Raw genomic sequence first — 17647 nt, forward strand, 5'->3', positions numbered from 1 at the left:
CGCCCGCGATCGCGGCGCTCGTTCCGCGTCCGATCGACGCCAGCACGCTACCCGACGCGCTCCCGACGCCGCGTCCGAGAACCGCCAGGGACCGTCCGATCGTCGTCCCGTGGCGCGCCGCGCCGACGGTCGCGACCATCGTCACCTGCGGAATCCGCGCGAGCCGCAAGCGGAACCGCGGCACGAATCCGTCGGGAAGGTCGGCCGCTGTGACCCCGCGCGCCCGGGTCGGATCCGACGCCGTCCAGAAGAGACCTCCGGCGGCCAGCCCCAGGAGCGCGAGTAGCACCGCGAAGGCGAAGGAAGCCGAGATCGAGTCGCCGGCGGCCCCGTCGTCGTCCGAGTCGTCGGTGCCGTCATCCGAACCATCGCCCGAGTCGTCGGCACCGTCGGCAGAGCCGTCGCTCCCGTCGTCCGCACCGTCGCCTCCGTCGCCGCCGTCGTCAGAGCCGCCGCTCCCGTCGTCCGGACCGTCGTCTCCGTCGGCAGTTCCGTCGGCGGCCGCACCGCTCCCGCCCCCGTCGCCGGCGCCGGGCTCGACCTCCGCGTCGACGCCGATCCCGGCTGCAGGGAAGAACGAGGCGGCGATCAGGACGCCGAGGACGCAGCAGGCGATCACCGCCGCGGTGCGGAGATCGTATCCCACACGGCCACATCCGATCGAGTTGATATATGCCTTTCTATCGGAACCGACGCGGGTCGGAGGAAGTCGGAAACCGCAGCGACCGGCCGGACGCCGCGCCGCGGAGGGAAATCGTTATCGTTCCCCGACAGAAACGGCCGCGTATGGACGACCGTCTGGCCGTTCGCATGGGTGCCACGTTGGCGCTCGTCCTCGCCATCGACCTGTGTCTCGCGCTGGTCGCGGCCGCGCTGCTGGAGCCCTGGCTCGGGCCCCTCGTCGCCGCCGCCGGCGTCGAATCGCAGGTCGCGACGTACGTCGTCCTCGCCGGGATCGCGCTGATCGGGCTCCTGGTCGTCCAGCTCCGGTACACGCGCCGGGAGCTCCTCGCGGAGGCCGACGCGACCCTCGTCGACGAGACCGAGGCGCCCGACCTCCACGAGAACGTGACCCGCCTCGCCGCCATGGCGGACGCCCCCGCTCCCGCCGTGGCGATCGCGGACACCTCCGTTCCGAACAGCTTCGCGGTGGGCGGGATCGGCGGCGGGACGATCGTCGCCAGCCGCGGACTGCTGGAGACGCTCGACGACGCGGAGCTGGACGCGGTGCTCGCCCACGAGCTCGCCCACCTCAAGAATCGCGACGCCGCGGTGATGACGGTCGCGTCGTTCCTGCCGGCCCTGGTCAGCGACGAGTACTCGCCGTTCGACGGCTTGCCGGGGTGGACGAAAACCGCGTGCTGGGGCGTGGTCGCCGTCGGCGGCTACGTCCTCGCGTCGACGTTCGTCGACGCGCCGCTGCTCAGCGTCGCCGCCGTCGTCCAGTTCGTCGTCGCCGTCGGCGTGACGCTCGTCGTCGGCGGCGTGGTCCTCGGCGTGCTCTCGGCCGCGGTCCTCCTCGCCGCGCGGAGCCTCTCCAGGCGGCGGGAGTTCGTCGCCGACCGCGCCGGCGCCCGGCTCGCCGGCGATCCCGCGGCGCTGGCGGGCGCCCTCGCGACGCTCGACGAGGTCGACGAGCGGCCGTCGACGGACAAGCGCGCCAGATACGGCGGCCTGTCCGGCATGTATCTGCTCCCCCACGGATTCCGGCGCGCCGACGACGAACTCGCGGACGACGACGCGTTCACCGTCGAGACGCGCTCGCACCCGCCGACCGAAGAGCGGATCGCCCGGCTCAGGGAACTGGCCGCAACCCTCGAAACCGAGCGGTAGTCGGGAGGTCCGAAACCACCCCCGGACGAACCCCCTCACTCCAGCGTCGCGATTCGATCCGAGACGCGCGCCGGCGTGACGCCGTTGATCGTCGCGAACGCCGCGGCGAGGGTCAGGCCGTAGGCGAGGTGCGCGATCGCGAAGATGACCGCGGCGGCGAACTCCCCGGCGACGCCCGGGATGGGGAGGAACGGCACCGGCAGCGCCGCCACCCCGGCGCCCTGCATCGCCACCGGGAAGACGACGCCGCCCGCGATGATCCCGATGAGGGCCCCGAAGATGAGGCCGGCGACGAGGAAGTCCGTGAAGTCGATCACGCTCTCCCTGATCGACGGGCGAGAGACGACGCCCGCGAAGACGAGGGCGAAGGCCACGCTGATGGCCATGTGGACGACCCAGCCGATCCCGAGGGCCGGGTCCGGGCCCGGGACGAGCCCGCCGAGCACCTCGATCAGGTTCGCCCCGAAGTGCATGATCACACCCATGACGACCCCGGCGACGATGCCGCTGACCGCGCCGCCGCCCCAGATGCCGACGCCGTCGTACTGTGGCGTGTTATCACCCGTCATGTTAGGAAGTACGGGCTCGACGGGCAAAAACCGTGGCCCACTCGCTCGCCGGATGCACGACGACACCGACCACCGGTCCGCGTTTGAGAGCGCGGGCGATCCGGTCGCCGAGCCGATCCGCAACCCGACTTCCCGATCGGCCCAACCCGGAGAAAACTGACCTTTCGGCGCTTCTCTCGGACCTTTGGACGGGTTTGTCACAACCCCTTCTTACGGGAGCGATGAACGTCACCTCGTGCTATGAGTTCACAGGACAGCACGGATGCGGAAGGCGAGGGATCGGTGTCCAGGCGATCGCTCATGAAGACCGGCGCGCTCGCCGGGGCGGGGCTGCTCGTCGGCGGGGCCGCGGGCTCGAGCGGCGCCGCCGCGACCGATGCGGGGGAGATCGATCCCTCGTTCCTGAACGTCCGCGTACGGGAAGCGATGCACGGCTGGGAGCGCGGCTACCGCGGTCGACCGGACCGCACGCTCGCGCTCACCGACACCGGGACCGACGCGCGCCACCCGGACGTCGGCCCGTGGAGCGGCGCCACGGCGACCACCGAGGACGACGAGTTCGCGGTGGACGGCAATCCGTTCGCGAACACCGGCGGCGCGATCACGCCGAGTACGACGAAGCTCGTCGGCTGGTACAACGACAGCCACCGCTTCGGCGGATTCGAGAAGCCCCGCGACGAGAACGGCCACGGCACCCACGTCGCCTCGATCATGGCCGGGACGGGGCGCGCGAGCGCCATCGACCCCGACCGCTACGAGGAAGACGAACCGCGCGCGACGCTGCTTCTCGGGGACGCGCTCACCTACGAGGTCGAGGCCGAAGCCGGCACCGGCGTCTTCGTCAGCGCCTACGGGGAGCTGATCGAGCTCGTCATCGAGGGGCCGGACGGGGAGGAGCTCGCCACGTCCACCGACGTCGTGGGGACGAGCCTCGAGGAGAACGTCGTCGCCCAGACGGCGACCGTCCACGACGAGGGCGAGGCGACGTACACGATCCACGTGCGCGCCCAGGAGGGTGAGCTCGTCTCGACCGGCACCGTCGAGCGCGTGGCCCTCGGCGCCTTCCTCCACCCGACGGACACGGTGGGCGATCGGACCGGCGACGGCGACCCGTCGCTGCACGCGGGGATCGCGCCGAACGCCAGCATCCTCTCGCTCACCGACCTCGGCGCCGCGACCGAGGACTACGGCGACTACGCCGAGGAGTTCACGGACACCTTCAACGTTCGCGCCGTGAACATGTCCTGGGGGTACGTCGGCGGGCTCCCGATATTCGGCGAGGACATCCCGGACGCCGTCGCCGACATCACCGGCGCGGGGACGCTGGTCGTCGCCTCCGCCGGCAACGACGGTTCCCCCGCGTCCGGGAACGCACCGCCGGCGGCCACGGCGGAGTCGATCTCGGTCGTCGCGACCGGCGCGCGAGACGGTATCTCCGCGTACTCCAGCGGCGGCATCGGCGGCATCGACGAGCACGACGAGCCGTTCATGAAGCCGGACGTGACCGCGCCGGGCGGGACCATCAACGTCCTCGAGCTGGCCGCCGAGAACGGCGAGCCCGAAGAGGAGGTCACCGAGACCGAACCCGACGACGCGGCGGCCGACGCCGAGCTCGAACCCGTCGAGGAGTACGAGGACCTCGACGAGGACGACCTCGAGCCGAAGACCGAGTTCGACGACGCGATCACCGGCGACGCCGACTACGAGTACGAGCTCGCCGACGACGTGCTCGAGGAGCTGTCGGACGTGACCCTCGACACCTCGCTCGACAGCCCGCTGCAGGGCGCCAGACGCGAGGGCGACGGCCGCGACGGCGTCCGCGACTACCGCGGCGCCGCCGGGACGTCGATGGCCGGCCCGTCGGTCGCGGGCATCGCCGGACTGGTCGGCGACGCGATGGAGGAGGACGCCCCCGGCGCCATCGCCATCCCCGAGCCCGCCGAGGCCGACCGCGAGGACGTGCTCCGCCTCAAGACGGCGATCCTCTCCACGGCGACCGAGACCGCCCTGACGGCCGCGCCGTACCACCGCGCCAAGGCGCCGGTCTATCGTCACGGCGGTCGCGACCCGTACGAAGGGTACGGCCGCGCGAACCTCGGCCCGGCCATCGACGCCGTCACCCGCGAGCTCACCGACGAGTCGATCGCCGGCGAGGTCGGCCTGGCCGTGCCCGACGACGAGCGGGCGATCGCCGGCCACGTCCGCGTCGGCGCGCCCGGCGAGGTCGAGGCCGCCGTCGAGTTCAGCCACTACAGCGGCGCCAACTCGGGCGCCACCAGGGGCGACCCGCACGTCGACCTCTTCATCTACGACGCCCAGAACCCCGACGAGCAGACGGGCGACCCGACGATCGTCGACGGAGACGCCGGCCTCGAGGGCGAGGCCTCGGTCTCGACCAGCGTCTCGGTCGACGACCTCGAGGCCAACGGCGGCGAGCGCGTCTTCTACGTCGTCGCGAAGCTCGTCAACGTCCCCGGGCTCGTCAACGGATTCGACTGCCGCGCCCACCTGGACCTCGAAACCTCGTTCGAGGAGGGACTGGTCGTCGAAGGCGAGGCCGAGAAGGACGCCTCGGTGTTCACCGGCGGCCAGACCAACCGCACCGAGCTCGACGTCGCGGTGCGCCACCCCGAGGGCGAGGAAGTCATCGTCCGCGACACGGTCCCGCAGGGCTGGGAGGTCGACGAGGACCACGGCGACGTCGAGGCCACCACGCCAGCCTTCGGCGGCGGCACCCACGTCTACTTCGGCCTCGACGATCCGCGGGACGCTTACGAGGACCTGACTCACTTCGCGCAGGCGCCCGACGACGTCGAGGACTCCGACCGCTACAGCTTCGGCCCCGTCGCGGTCTCGACCGACACCGACGACGACGGCACGCTCACCGACCGCGAGTGGACGACGGTCTCCGGCACCGAGCGGAACGTGACCGTCGTCGCCGAGGAGACCTGATCGGCCCCGTAGTCGGCGCTACGTGAATCGTTCCGCCCCACCGGGAGATGTCTCCCGCCTCGACGGGGCGCGAACCGGGCACCTCACTTCAACAGAGACCAGACCGATGACACGCGAAACGTCACCACCCACGAACGGATCGAACAGACGACGGTTCCTCCGCCTCGTCGGCGCCGCGAGCGTCGGCGCGCTCGGCGCGACCGGGACCGTCGCGGCCGACCTCGAGCTCGATACGGACGAGCTCCAGGAGGCGCTCGTCACCTTCGACTCGACCGACGACGTCGACCGGTTGGGCGAACTCGACCTCGCGGAGGGGTTCCACGCCTTCGAGGAGGTTCCGGTCGGCTACTCCAAGCTCACCGGCGACCAGATCGCGACCGTCGCGGACTGGGACGACGTCCGCCGCGTCGCTCCCAACGAGGAACTCGACTGGGAGCACGACGACGCGCGCCCGGACACCCGCGCCAGCGAAGTACAAGACGGCGAGGGGATCGAGACCCCGCACACCGGCGAGAACGTCCACGTCGCCGTGATCGACACGGGCGTCGACGGCGCCCACCCCGACCTGGAGGACAACCTCGAAGCGAACTGGCAGTGGGTCGGCGACCCGCTGGCCATCGAGGACGATCTGTGGACCGATGCCGGACTCGTCAACACTGACGACGTCGGTCACGGCACCCACTGTACGGGCAGCGTCGGCGCGGACGGCTCCGCCAGCGACGGCGAGTACCGCGGAATGGCCCCCGACGTCACGCTGACGTCGTACTCGGCGAACGCCTCGCTGACCGTCCTCAAGGCCGTCTCCGCCTACGACCACCTGCTCGCGAACCAGCGTTCCGGCGACCACGAGATCCACGTCGCCTCGAACTCCTACGGCGCGGGTCCCGGCGACTACGATCCCTACGACCCGCTCAACGTCGCGATGTGGCTGTGCTACGAGGAGGGCGTGCTCATCACGTTCTCCGCGGGCAACGACGGCCCCGGCGACGACACCCTGGGCCAGCGCAAGCAGGCGCCGTACGCGATGAGCGTCGCCGCGACCCACGCCGACCAGTCCGTCACCGACTTCTCCTCGCGCGGCGCCGACGACGGTAACCACGATCGCGAGACGGCCCTGGAGAACCTCACAGACCTGTATCGGGGCGTCCCCGAGGACGAACTGGGGACGTTCGAGGTCAACCGGCCGACCGTCGCCGCGAAGGGCGCCGACGTGATGAGCACCCTCAACCCCGCCCAGCCCCTCTGGGCGCTGGGTGACGACGACGAGCTCTACTACGGGCTGCTCTCCGGGACGAGCATGGCGAACCCGGTCGCAGCGGGCTGCGCCGCGCTCGTGATCGACGCCTACGTCGCGAACCACGGCGAGGCGCCGGACCCGATCGACGTGATCAACACCCTCGAAGCGACCGCCGACCCCGACGCGGCCGCGGACGTCGAGGATCCCGCCGGCACCGCCGAGTACGCGACGTCGAACGCCGGCGCCGGCTACGTCGACGCGCTCGCGGCCGTGAAACGGGCCGAGGACGGGGATCTGGCGAGCTTCGACGAGCTCTAGCGCGCCAGGCGTCGGAGGAGCCGGGACGTGGCGACGACGAGACATTCGAAAAGCAACAAATTTCCCAAAATGTTTCGGGTAATTCGCTAATTCTCGGGGTCGTGACGATCACGGTCGGCAATGGTTCCGCCCGACGAATCAGTTCCCCGCGATCGGAACGACGACTGTCGCCCCCTCCACTCCCGCAGCAGCCCGCGATCGGAACACGCCGCCTTCGACGGAGGGGGCGGCGGCCCACGGTCGTCCGACGGTGAGGGAGCGGCGGAGGCCCTCGAGAACGACCACCGACGGGCGATCTACCGGGTGGTCGAGTCCAACCCGGGGCTCTGTCTCAGCGCCGTCGGCGAGTCGTGCGACGTCTCCCTCTCGACGGTCCGCCACCACGTGCGCGTCCTCGAGGTCGAAGCGCTGGTCCGGTCGGTCTCGCTCTACGGCAAGCGCCGCTACTTCCCAAGCGGTCTCGGCAACCTGGAGCTCAGGGCGTCCCTCTCCGAGCCCGCGAAGCGGCGGGTGCTCGAGGCGCTCGCGCGGGTCGGCCCGGCCCGGACCGGCCGGCTCGCGGACGAACTGGAGCTCGACGCGAGCACGGTCTCCCATCACCTGACGACCCTCGAGGCGGCCGGATTGGTCGAGCGTGAACGCGAGGGACGGGCGGTCCTCACGCGACTCTCCACCGACGTCGCGGCCGCGCTCACCGGTCCCGACGCCGAACGCGCCGAAGTCGAGGCCGAGATCGCCGGCGTCGAGGACGAATCCTGAAACGGCTCCGACCGCCCGACGGACGACGCGCCGACGATTGGACGGGTTTGACAGAATTCCCATTGTGGTGATAGTCGTCGGTTCCGATACGTCGTGCGAACGACCCGCACGACCACACCATGGCTCACCAACACCACGACACCGATCCGACGCTCGACGACGTATCGTTCGACGACGTGCCGATCGACAGGCGCGACTTCATGCGGCTGTCGGCCGTCGTGGGCGGCGCGCTCGCCCTGCCGGGCGCCGCGACGGCCGACGCGGAGTCGGACGTCTTCGACGACGAGTACCAGTACATCCTCAACCACACGCCCGACGACTTTCTGGCGCCGACGCTGATTCGGTTCACCGACGAGAGCGGCGTCGAAGAGTTCGAATCGCTGGACGTCGGCGAGGAAGCCCACACGACGACCGAGTCCGAGCCGGCGGGGTACGCCCAGCTGACGACCGCCGAGGCCGAGGTCGTCGCCGATCTACCGACCGCGGAGGAGCTGAGCTACACGCCCGGTTCCAACCCGTTCTGGCGGCTCGGCTACTACCCGATGGGCGTCTTCCCCGCGGTCGAGCGCTCCGTCGACTTCATCCACTACGAGCAGATGATCGACGGGATGGAGCACCTCGAATCCGCGCACGCCGACCAGCTCAAATTTTACGCGCTGGCCGACCGGGACAACCCCCACGAGGTCGACTTCGACAAGAGCCCCGGCCATCACAACACCCTCACAGACCGGGTCGATCCGAAGGATATCCACGTCGTGGAGCTGACGAACCCGCCCGAAGGGTACGACACCGTCGAGGAGTTCCGCGACACCGACGAGTTCGGGGAGCGCCAGAAGGTCATGTACGAGGCCTCGATCCACGGCCTCGAACGGGCCGGACCCGAGGCGTGCTACCGGTTCGTTGAGCGCATCGTCTCCGGCCGCGAGCCCCACTTCGAGCGGCTGCTCGACGACTGCGTCCTGATCGTCCTCTCGGTGAACCCCGACGGCTGGGTCGCCCGCGACCCGCAGTACGACAGCGCCTGGCAGCTGCTCGACGGCGACGGCCGGGACGCCACGCGGTTCCCCGCTTGGCCGCAGTACGAGCGCGGCAACTCGATGGTGTTCGACACCAACCGACAGTATCCGACCGTCGGCTGGATTGATCCGAATCACCACCCCGGCGAGCCCGACGAGGACCGGTGGTACGAGGACAACCCCCACGAGATCGTCGACCGCGTGCCCGACGCCATGGGTACGGTCGAGCACTTCCGCCAGTACGAGAATCTCACGCACGGCGCCGACCTCCACGCGATGCTGTGGAACTCGGACTTCATCCTGGGGCTGATCAACCAGATCGAGTTCACTCAGGACGAGTTCCACGACCTCTACGAGATGAACCTCGTCCTCGAGGAGAGCCTCGAGGGCGAACTCGACGAGTGGGAGGCGCTGGCCGACCTTCAGGAGGGGCTGACCGGCGACATCAACCCCGACCTCCTCGGCTTCGACGTGCTGCCCGAGACCGCCTACGACTTCTCGACCATCTGGGACACGATCGGCTACACCATCACCGGCGGGCTCATCGGCTTCATGGGCGCAGACGAGGACCGCGGCGGCCTCGACATGACCACGATGGCCTTCGAGATGGCTTACAGCCACATGGTGGGCGGGAACAAGTTCGAACCCGTCCTCGCCGACTGGTGGGTCGAGGGCTACCTCGAGGCGATGCGGACGATGACCGAGTACGCGCTGCGCGACGTCGACTCCGACCTCGAGACCCGCAGCGGGGAGACGGAGACGGTCGCCTACGTCGAGACCGACGCGCTCACGCGCACCCACGAGGACCTCGACTTCTGGGGAACTGACCCGGACGAGTACGAGACGGAGCTCGTCAGCTACGACCACCAGGTCGAGATCGACGCCGAGGCGGTCGAGACCTACACGATAGACGTCGAGGAGGGGCTGCACACGCTCTCGGTGCACACCCACGCCGAGCGGGCGCTCGTCGACGTCGTCCTGCGCGATCCGGACGGCGAGGAAGTCCGCGCGTACCGACCATCCGAGACCGGGGGCGCGGCCCACCACGACTACCCGCCGTTCGTCGTCAGGGAGCCGGGGGCGGGCGCCTGGACCGTCGAAATCCAGAGCCTGATGACCGCGCCCTCGGAGGTTTCTCTCGACATCGCGACGCTGGCGGCCGACGGCGAGCACCCCGACCCGCGCTCGGCCATGGGCTTCGCCCAGGAGGCCTACGAGGTCACGCCGCTGGCGTTCTTCGAGGACTTCGACGCGGACAACACGACCGTCGAGACGGTCGCCCTGACGCCCGAGGAAGTGGCCGAGGGCGTCGACGCCGACCACCTCGTGATCGTCCACGACGACGGCCGCGGCGAGTTCGTCGACGAGGACGGCGCCGACCGATACGTCGCCGCGATCGACGCGTTCGTCGCCGACGGCGGCAACCTCGTCCTCACGGACTCCGGGCTGGGACTACTCGAGGACATGGAAACCGCGCTGGCGGTCGAGGCGGGCGACGTCCGGCAGATTCACCAAGACGTCCCCCATCTCGAGGAGAAGGACGCGGATCACCCGCTGCTGACCGACACCCGCGAGATCCAGCGGATGACCTACAAGATCGCGCCGCTGGGCATCCCGTACGCCGAGGACGCACCGCTGTGGGTCGTCGACGCCGACGGCTGGGCGGCCTCGGGCGGCACGGTCGCCGGCGCGTCCGACGGCGACGTCTCCGCCGGATCGCTGTTCACCGACGAGGAGGACTGGCACGGGATCCACGTCATCGGCGGCTATCTGCCGCCCGCCAACCAGACCGAACTCCACCCGTTCGGGCTGAAGAACTACGTCCTGGCGTACTTCGGGCTCACGGTCTTCACGAACGCGCTCGGCGCCCAGCAGGAGCGAATCGTCGACGGCGAGCAGGTCCGCAGCGTCGGCGACGTCGCGCAGGAGCCGATCTACCGCGAGCCCGAGGAACCCGAACCCGAACTCGAGGCCGAGGGCGAGCGCGAGGACTCGGGCTCGGTCCTCTCCGGCGGGCAGACCAACCGCACGGAACTGGACGTCGCGGTGACCGAGCCCGAGGGCCGCGAGGTGCTCGTCCGCGACACGGTCCCCGAGAACTGGACCGTCGACGAGGAGTACGGCGACGTAGATGCCACCACGCCCGCCTTCGGCGGCGGCACCCACGTCTACTTCGGCCTCGACGATCCGCGGGACGCTTACGAGGCGCTCACCCACTTCGCGCAGGCGCCCGACGACCTCGAGGACACCGGCGAGTACACCTTCGGTCCGATCGCGGTCACCGACGAGACCGGGGACGAGGACACCCTTACGGACCGCGAGTGGACCGAACTCGACGGCACGGACCGCGACGTGTCCGTCGTCGCGGAGGACGTGTAGCGTGACGACCGAGGAGCGCCTGGCCGCCGACGGCGACGGCGAACGCAGCCGGCCGACGGAGCGGCCGCCGACGGCGGCGGTCCCGCCAGCGACCGTGGTGGGCACGCGCCACCTCGTCGCTCCGCCCTGGGTCCCGCCAAATCGCGCCGAGAGCGGCGCCGACGGCGCGACCTGCCGGAACCCCACCGCGCGCGAACCGACCGACGACGACCGATCGTCGTCGACCGATCATCGAAGACGACCATGACAGAACGCACACACGCACGACTCGACGCATCGACTCGACGGCGGTTCCTCGGAGCCGTCGGCGCAGCGGGGATCGCCGCGACCGTCCCGACCGCCGCGGTCGGCGACGACGGATCGACGTCCGTCGTGGACGACGAGCTCGACGTCGGCACCGACGAGCTGCAGGAAGCGCTCGTCGTCTTCGAGACCGCCGACGACGTCGATCGGCTGGCCGAGCTCGACCTCGCGGAAGGGTTCCTCGGCTTCGACCGACTGCCGATCGGCTACGCCCAGCTCACGGGCGACCAGCTCCTCACGGTCGCGGGCTGGGACGAGGTCCGGCGCGTCGCCCCGAACCGCGAACTCGAGTGCTTCAACGACGACGGCCGAGAGACCACACGCGCGAGCGAAGTCCAGGACGGCGAGGGGCTGAACTCCGCGTACACCGGCGAGAACGTCCACGTCGCCGTGATCGACACCGGCGTCGACGGCGCCCATCCCGACCTCGAGGACAACCTCGCCGCCAACTGGCAGTGGGTCGGAAATCTGGAGGACGAGCCCGACGGCGTGCTGTGGGAAGACGCCGAAGCCCTCAACACCGACGACAACGGCCACGGCACCCACTGCTGTGGCACCGTCGGCGGCGACGGTACCGAGAGCGACGGGGAGTACAAGGGGATGGCGCCCGAGGCCACCCTGACGTCGTACTCGGCGAACGTCTCGCTGACGCTCGCGACCGTCGTCTCCGCCTACGACCACCTGATCGAGCGAAAAGAGTCGGGCGAGGCCGACGTCCAGATCGTCTCGAACTCCTACGGCCTGGCCAGGTCCGACGACTACGACCCGTGGGATCCGGGCAACGTCGCCACGTGGTACGCCTTCGAGGCCGGCATCCTGCCGGTGTTCGCCGCGGGGAACGACGGTCCCGACCGCAACACGCTCAACTACTACGTCCGCGGACCGCACGTCCTCGGCGCGGCCGCCACCGACGACGAGAAGGCGGTCGTGGACTTCTCCTCGCGCGGACGCGGGCCCGACGACGACGGCGAGACCAACGCCGACCGCGAGCTCGCCCTCGAGAACCACGTCGACCTCTACCGGGGCGTCCCCGCGGAGGAACTCGGACCCGTGGGAATCTACCGGAACGGCGTCGGCGCGAAGGGTGCGGACGTCATGAGCACGCTCAACCCCGCCCACCCGCTGCAGGCCTACGATGTGGACGACGAGGTCTACTACGGGCTCCTCTCGGGAACGAGCATGGCCTGTCCGGGCGTCGCGGGCTGCGCCGCGCTCGTCGCCGACGCGTACTACGAGAACCACGGGGCGCACCTGCGGCCGGTCGATCTGCTCGCGACGATCGAAGCGACCGCGCGAGAGGACGCCCGAGACGACTACGCGGCCGCCTCGATCGGCGCCGGCTTCGTCGACGCCCACGCCGCGGTCGAACGGGCGGAAGCGGGAGACGTGGCCACGCTCGACGAAGTCGAGCTCGCGCCGCGGGGCGGATAGCGCGCACCTCCCGTCAGCACCCGCCCTCGAGCACGGAAAACAGACGACTGGCGGGCTGAGTATCCGTTTTTCGACAGTGTGTTAGTGGCGCTATATCCGTTCTGGAGGCGTACCACTCCTATGGCCTTTGCAATCATCGAAGCGATGAGCGACGGGTTCGACAGAACGTTGGCGCGGAACGGGCTGCTCCTCGTGGGCGTATTCACCGTGCTCGCCGTTTTGAACGCGCTGCTCACCCCAGCCATGGATCCGGTCGCGTCGGGGACGCCGACGCTCGGCCCGCTCGCCGTACTGGCCGGTGTCCTCTCGATCGCCGTTACCGTCGCCTGGCTCGGGGCCGTCGTCGTCGCCGTCAGGACGTTCGTCTCGGAGGAAACCGAGCGCATCCCGGACGAATTCGTGCGCCACAAGATGGGCTTCGCCCTCCTCAACGTGATCGTCGGCGGGATCCTGTTCTGGACGGCCGTCGCCATCGGAAGCCTGTTCCTGCTGGTCCCGGGACTGTTCCTCCTGGTCACCCTGTACTACTGGTTCGTCTTCGTCGCGGCCGAGGACCAGAACGCCATCGCGGCGATGCGCAGCAGCTGGGGGTTGACGAAGGGAAGTCGGTTCCGGCTGTTCGGCCTCGGATTCGCGGTCGTGCTCGTCGGCGTCGCGGTGACCGGCGCCTTCGCCATCCCGGCCGTCCTCCTCGGCACGACCCTCGGGGCGGTCGTCTCCGGATTCGCCACGGCCGTTGTGACCGTCTACGCGCTCGCGACGACCGGCCGCGCCTACGACCAGCTCCGCACCATGGAGCGGATCGATCGGGTCGATTCCCGGCCCGGTCCTGCGGGCACCCCGGCCTGATCGATCGGTTTCGTTCCGGCTCCGCACTCCCGTACGCGTTCCGTTGGCGCGCAATCGTTGCATCGAGACGACCGATTCTCCACCAGCGACCGCTGTATCCCCCGAAATCGATCGATCGAGGCCGAAAACGACCCGTCGAACCGGAAGAAATTTTGTATAGCACCATCCAATTTATCCGTCGAGTTTATCCACCCCCATATAAACATTTCCGGGACGAAGGCCGATCGTTCGCGATGCGCATCGGTCGTTCTATCGGACGACTGCTCGCATCGATCAGGATATCGGGCGACTATCACGCGGTCGAGCGCCTATCGAACAGTTCGGCGACTATCACGCGGTCGAGCGCCTATCGAACAGTTCGGCCGACCGTCGCACGATCGGACGACCATCGAACGGTCGGGCGACTATCGCACGATCGACGCGCCCACCCGCTGACGGACGGAGGCCGTCTCGGACCGAACCCCTCGGTCAGGCACGAACCGTCTCGAACGATCCCTCCCGGATCGAACCCGCGAGGTCGCGCGCGTCGCACTCCGGCGCGTCCCCGGGATACTTCCGGCGGAAGTAACCCACCAGGTTCTCGAGGTCCCGCTCGAGAAACTCCTCGGCGTTGGGGTGGTCGGTCGGGACGGCCTGAGGCCAGTCGAAGACCGTGACGCCCTCCTCGCCGACGAAGACGTTGTACTCGCTCATGTCGGCGTGGACGTAGCCCAGTTCGTACGCGCGCGAGAGTTCCGACAGCAGGAGATCGAGCACGCCGGGGACCTGCTCGGACTCGAGTTTCGCCCGAGAGAGCTCGACGCCGTCCATCTTCGCCATGACAATCGCGTGGCGGTTCTGGTCGATCGGTCGCGGAACGGACACGTCGGGGAAGAGCTCCTCGAGGATTTCGTGTTCGCGTTCCGCCGCCTTGCGCGCCGTGTACAGCCAGGAGACGTGGTCCCGGTCGGACGTGTAGTCGCGCTCCTTGTTGACCTCCCGGAAGTTGGTGTAGCCTTCCCGGTGGTACTTCAGCGCGAGCGGCTTGTAGGAACGAACCTCGTAGACGTCGCTCTCTTTGCCGACACCCAGCGGCGAGCCGAACTCGCCGATCGTGTCGCGCTCGACGAGCGCCCGGAGCGCCAGCGCGTCGTAGCCCTCGAACTGGAGGGTGTATCCCTCGTACTGAATCGTCTTCTTCTCGATCAGCCCCCGCTTCAGGCAGCGCTCGAGGCGGTACTCGACCTCCTCGGGCGTGAGCCCGCTGAACGTCGGGAGCTTCTCCCGCTGGACCCACTCCGAAAAGCGCATCCCCTGCTCGACGCCCGAGAGCAGGTAGAAGTCCTCGGTCTCGAGCTCGGGGAGCAGCGGGGCGACGTTCCGGACCATGGGGGTGCTAGTCGGCTCGGCGGTAAAAAGCGTCGCGTCCCGGCGGACGGGCGAACGAACGCCGCGAACCCCGGGGTCGAGACGGTCGCACTGGGTTCGCGTGATCCGGCTCGGAAACCCCACGACCGGTCCGGTCGCGACGTGTCGTCGCGATCTCCCCACCGCCGCCAGGCGGAGGTCGGTGCGACGGTCGTTCGATAATTCGTCTGCTACCCACGAGCCCCGGACGAGCGTCCGAAACCCCTCGGCGGCCCCGGATTAGCGTTGGATCGTACGATACTGACACAGTTGGCGACCGGCATCGTACGATCGGCCGACATCGTCCGACCAGTATCGTACGATCGGCCGACATCGTCCGACCGGTGTCGTCCGACCGACACCATCCGTCCGATCGCGACCGTCGACCGGGATATCGGACGGTCGATCGTTCGAACGTGACCGATCGACCGGCGATCAGCGTGATCGGCCGCGCTCGGGCGATCGATCGAACGACGTTCGAGCGGTCGATACGCCGCCGCAGATCGAACCGCCGCGGAACTCCCGGATCGCAGAACGAAAAACGGAACCGCGAGTCCCCGCCGGCCGGTCGGTTCGACGGGGGAGAATCGGAGCGTACGAGTCCGCCGGGCGGTATCGACGCCGGATTCGTTCGACGGCGGGATCGAAGACGGCCGAACCAGACCCGATATCGGCCGAATTCGGCCGCTAAGCGCATTTATAAACGTTATGACGCGATATAAAATAGTTCCCTGGCGTCGTTTTCGGGGCCGAGGCGGTGACGGTCGAAAACGCCGTTCGTTGGCGATCTCCGGGCGAAATCCGGGATATTACCAACAACTAATCCGACTGAATCGGACGACCGGCCAGCGGGCGCCCCCGCCGCGTCGACCCCCAAGGACCAAACCCTCGTTCGGTGTCGAATCGGACATGCACAAGCCGCTGCTCGTCACCGACTTTCTGGACCGTGCCCGGGAGTACTACGGCGATCACGAGGCGGTCGTCGCGACGACCGGGGAGCGGTACACATACGACGAGTTCGGCGACCGGGCGGATCGGTTCTCGGCCGTCCTGCAAGACCGGGGGATCGAGAAGGGCGACCGGGTCGCGGTGCTCGATCCGAACACGCACTACCACCTCGAGGCGGCCTACGGCGCGATGCAACTCGGGGCGATCCACACGCCGCTGAACTACCGGCTGACGCCCGACGACTTCGCGTACATCCTCGAGGACGCCGGCGTCGACGCCATCTACGCCGACTACGAGTACGCCGAGAAGATCGAGCCGATCCGCGAGGCGGTCCCGGCGGAGACGTTCGTCACGAACGACGTCGACACCGTCGAGGGCGACTGGGAGTCGTTCGACGGACTTCTCGAGGCATCCGATGCGGACTACGACCGGCCCGAGATGGCCGAGGACGACCTGATCACGATCAACTACACCTCGGGGACGACCGGCGACCCGAAGGGCGTCTGTCGGACGCACCGCTGTGAGACGCTCCACGCCCATCTGGTGACGATCCACCAGGAGCTACGCGACGACGACGTCTACCTCTGGACGCTCCCGATGTTCCACGTCAACGGCTGGGGACACATCTTCGCCGTCACCGGCGTCGGGGCGAAACACGTCTGCACTCGCGGGGTCGACGCCGCCGGAATTTTCGAGTCGATCCGCGAGGAGGACGTCTCGTACCTGTGTGGCGCCCCGACCGTGCTCAACATGCTGATCGAGTACTTCGAGCGCCGCGAGCCCGAAACGGCCGGAGACGCCGACGTCCGGATCGCGACCGCCGGGAGCGCCCCGCCCGAAGCCACCATCAGAACGGTCGAAGACGAGTTCGGCTGGTACCTGAAACACGTCTACGGCGCGACCGAGACCGGGCCGCTGATCACCACCTCCGACGCCCGTCGCACCTTCGACGACGACGGCCGGGAGCGGTTCTCGATCAAGAAACGCCAGGGTATCGGTTACCTCGGGACCGAGGTTCGCGTCGTCGACGAGGACGGCGAGGACGTCCCCCGGGACGACGAGACGGTCGGCGAGATCGTCGTCCGCGGCAACCAGGTGATGGCGGAGTACTGGAACAAGCCCGAGGAGACCGACGAGGCGTTCAGCGACCGCGTCGAAGGTTACTACCACATGGGTGACCTCGCGACCGTCGACGAGAACGGGATGGTCTCCATCCAGGACCGCAAGAAGGACATCATCATCTCCGGCGGCGAGAACATCTCCAGCATCGAACTCGAGGACGCCCTCTTCGAACACGAGGCGGTCGCCGACGTGGCGGTCATCCCGGCACCCAGCGAGGAGTGGGGCGAGACGCCGAAAGCGTTCGTCGTGCCGGCCAGCGGCGATCCCGGCGATCCCGGCGTAAACGCGGACGAGCTCGTCGATTTCACGCGGGACAACCTGGCGGGGTACAAGGCCGTCCGTCGGGTCGAGTTCGTCGCGGAGCTGCCGACGACCGCGACGGGGAAAGTCCAGAAGTACGAACTCCGCCAGCGGGAGTGGGAGGACGAGGATCGGATGGTCGGAGAGGGGTGACGGGATCCGTCCACCGGTGGGCACCGACGATAGCGAACGTGAGATAGCGATTCGGGACCCGCAAACGGCGAACCGGGACTCGCGAGCGGCGA

Annotated in this window: 10 protein-coding genes and 1 pseudogene; 8 read left to right on the forward strand and 3 right to left on the reverse strand. The window is 69.0% G+C overall.

Annotation, left to right across the window (positions count from 1 at the left end; translation table 11 throughout):
• Positions 1–646: pseudogene (locus QZT59_RS10500) on the reverse strand (hypothetical protein); the annotation flags it as partial.
• Positions 647–786: 140 nt separating this feature from the next.
• Here QZT59_RS10500 and QZT59_RS10505 point away from each other — a divergent pair.
• Entirely contained in the window at positions 787–1833 is a 1047-nt protein-coding gene (locus QZT59_RS10505; RefSeq protein ID WP_290815523.1) for a M48 family metalloprotease, read from the forward strand.
• A 35-nt stretch (positions 1834–1868) separates the two neighbouring features.
• Here QZT59_RS10505 and QZT59_RS10510 read toward each other — a convergent pair whose 3' ends face one another.
• Positions 1869–2402 (reverse strand): hypothetical protein, encoded by a 534-nt coding sequence (locus QZT59_RS10510; protein ID WP_290815526.1) that lies wholly within the window; start codon positions 2400–2402, stop codon positions 1869–1871.
• Between the two features lie 240 nt (positions 2403–2642).
• Here QZT59_RS10510 and QZT59_RS10515 point away from each other — a divergent pair, with 240 nt between their 5' ends.
• The 6 genes from QZT59_RS10515 to QZT59_RS10540 all read left to right on the forward strand — a co-directional run bounded on the left by QZT59_RS10515 (position 2643) and on the right by QZT59_RS10540 (position 13646).
• On the forward strand, positions 2643–5354 hold the full coding sequence (locus QZT59_RS10515; protein WP_290815529.1) for a S8 family serine peptidase: 2712 nt from the start codon (positions 2643–2645) through the stop codon (positions 5352–5354).
• A gap of 106 nt (positions 5355–5460) precedes the next feature.
• Positions 5461–6909, forward strand: a complete 1449-nt coding sequence (locus QZT59_RS10520) for a S8 family serine peptidase (RefSeq protein ID WP_290815532.1) — start codon at positions 5461–5463, stop codon at positions 6907–6909.
• 120 nt (positions 6910–7029) lie between these two features.
• Entirely contained in the window at positions 7030–7668 is a 639-nt protein-coding gene (locus QZT59_RS10525) for a metalloregulator ArsR/SmtB family transcription factor (protein ID WP_290815535.1), read from the forward strand.
• Positions 7669–7787: 119 nt separating this feature from the next.
• Positions 7788–11063: a M14 family metallopeptidase gene (locus QZT59_RS10530; RefSeq protein ID WP_290815537.1), complete on the forward strand. Its 3276-nt coding sequence runs from the start codon at positions 7788–7790 to the stop codon at positions 11061–11063.
• A gap of 243 nt (positions 11064–11306) precedes the next feature.
• Positions 11307–12797 carry a S8 family serine peptidase gene (locus QZT59_RS10535; protein WP_290815540.1) on the forward strand — a complete coding sequence of 497 codons (1491 nt, stop codon included), beginning with the start codon at positions 11307–11309 and terminating at the stop codon, positions 12795–12797.
• Between the two features lie 120 nt (positions 12798–12917).
• Complete coding sequence (locus QZT59_RS10540; protein ID WP_290815544.1) at positions 12918–13646, forward strand: hypothetical protein; 729 nt, start codon at positions 12918–12920, stop codon at positions 13644–13646.
• Positions 13647–14114: 468 nt separating this feature from the next.
• Here the strand turns inward: QZT59_RS10540 and QZT59_RS10545 are convergent, their stop codons facing one another.
• The gene (locus QZT59_RS10545; RefSeq protein ID WP_290815547.1) at positions 14115–15014 is read right to left on the reverse strand and encodes a serine/threonine-protein kinase RIO2; all 900 of its coding nucleotides are present in this window, start codon (positions 15012–15014) and stop codon (positions 14115–14117) included.
• A 927-nt stretch (positions 15015–15941) separates the two neighbouring features.
• Between QZT59_RS10545 and QZT59_RS10550 the strand changes: the two genes are divergently transcribed.
• On the forward strand, positions 15942–17555 hold the full coding sequence (locus QZT59_RS10550) for a long-chain-fatty-acid--CoA ligase (RefSeq protein ID WP_290815549.1): 1614 nt from the start codon (positions 15942–15944) through the stop codon (positions 17553–17555).
• Positions 17556–17647: the final 92 nt, after the last annotated feature.

The organism is Halovivax sp. (assembly GCA_007119345.1).
In the GTDB taxonomy this organism is placed as follows: domain Archaea; phylum Halobacteriota; class Halobacteria; order Halobacteriales; family Natrialbaceae; genus Halovivax.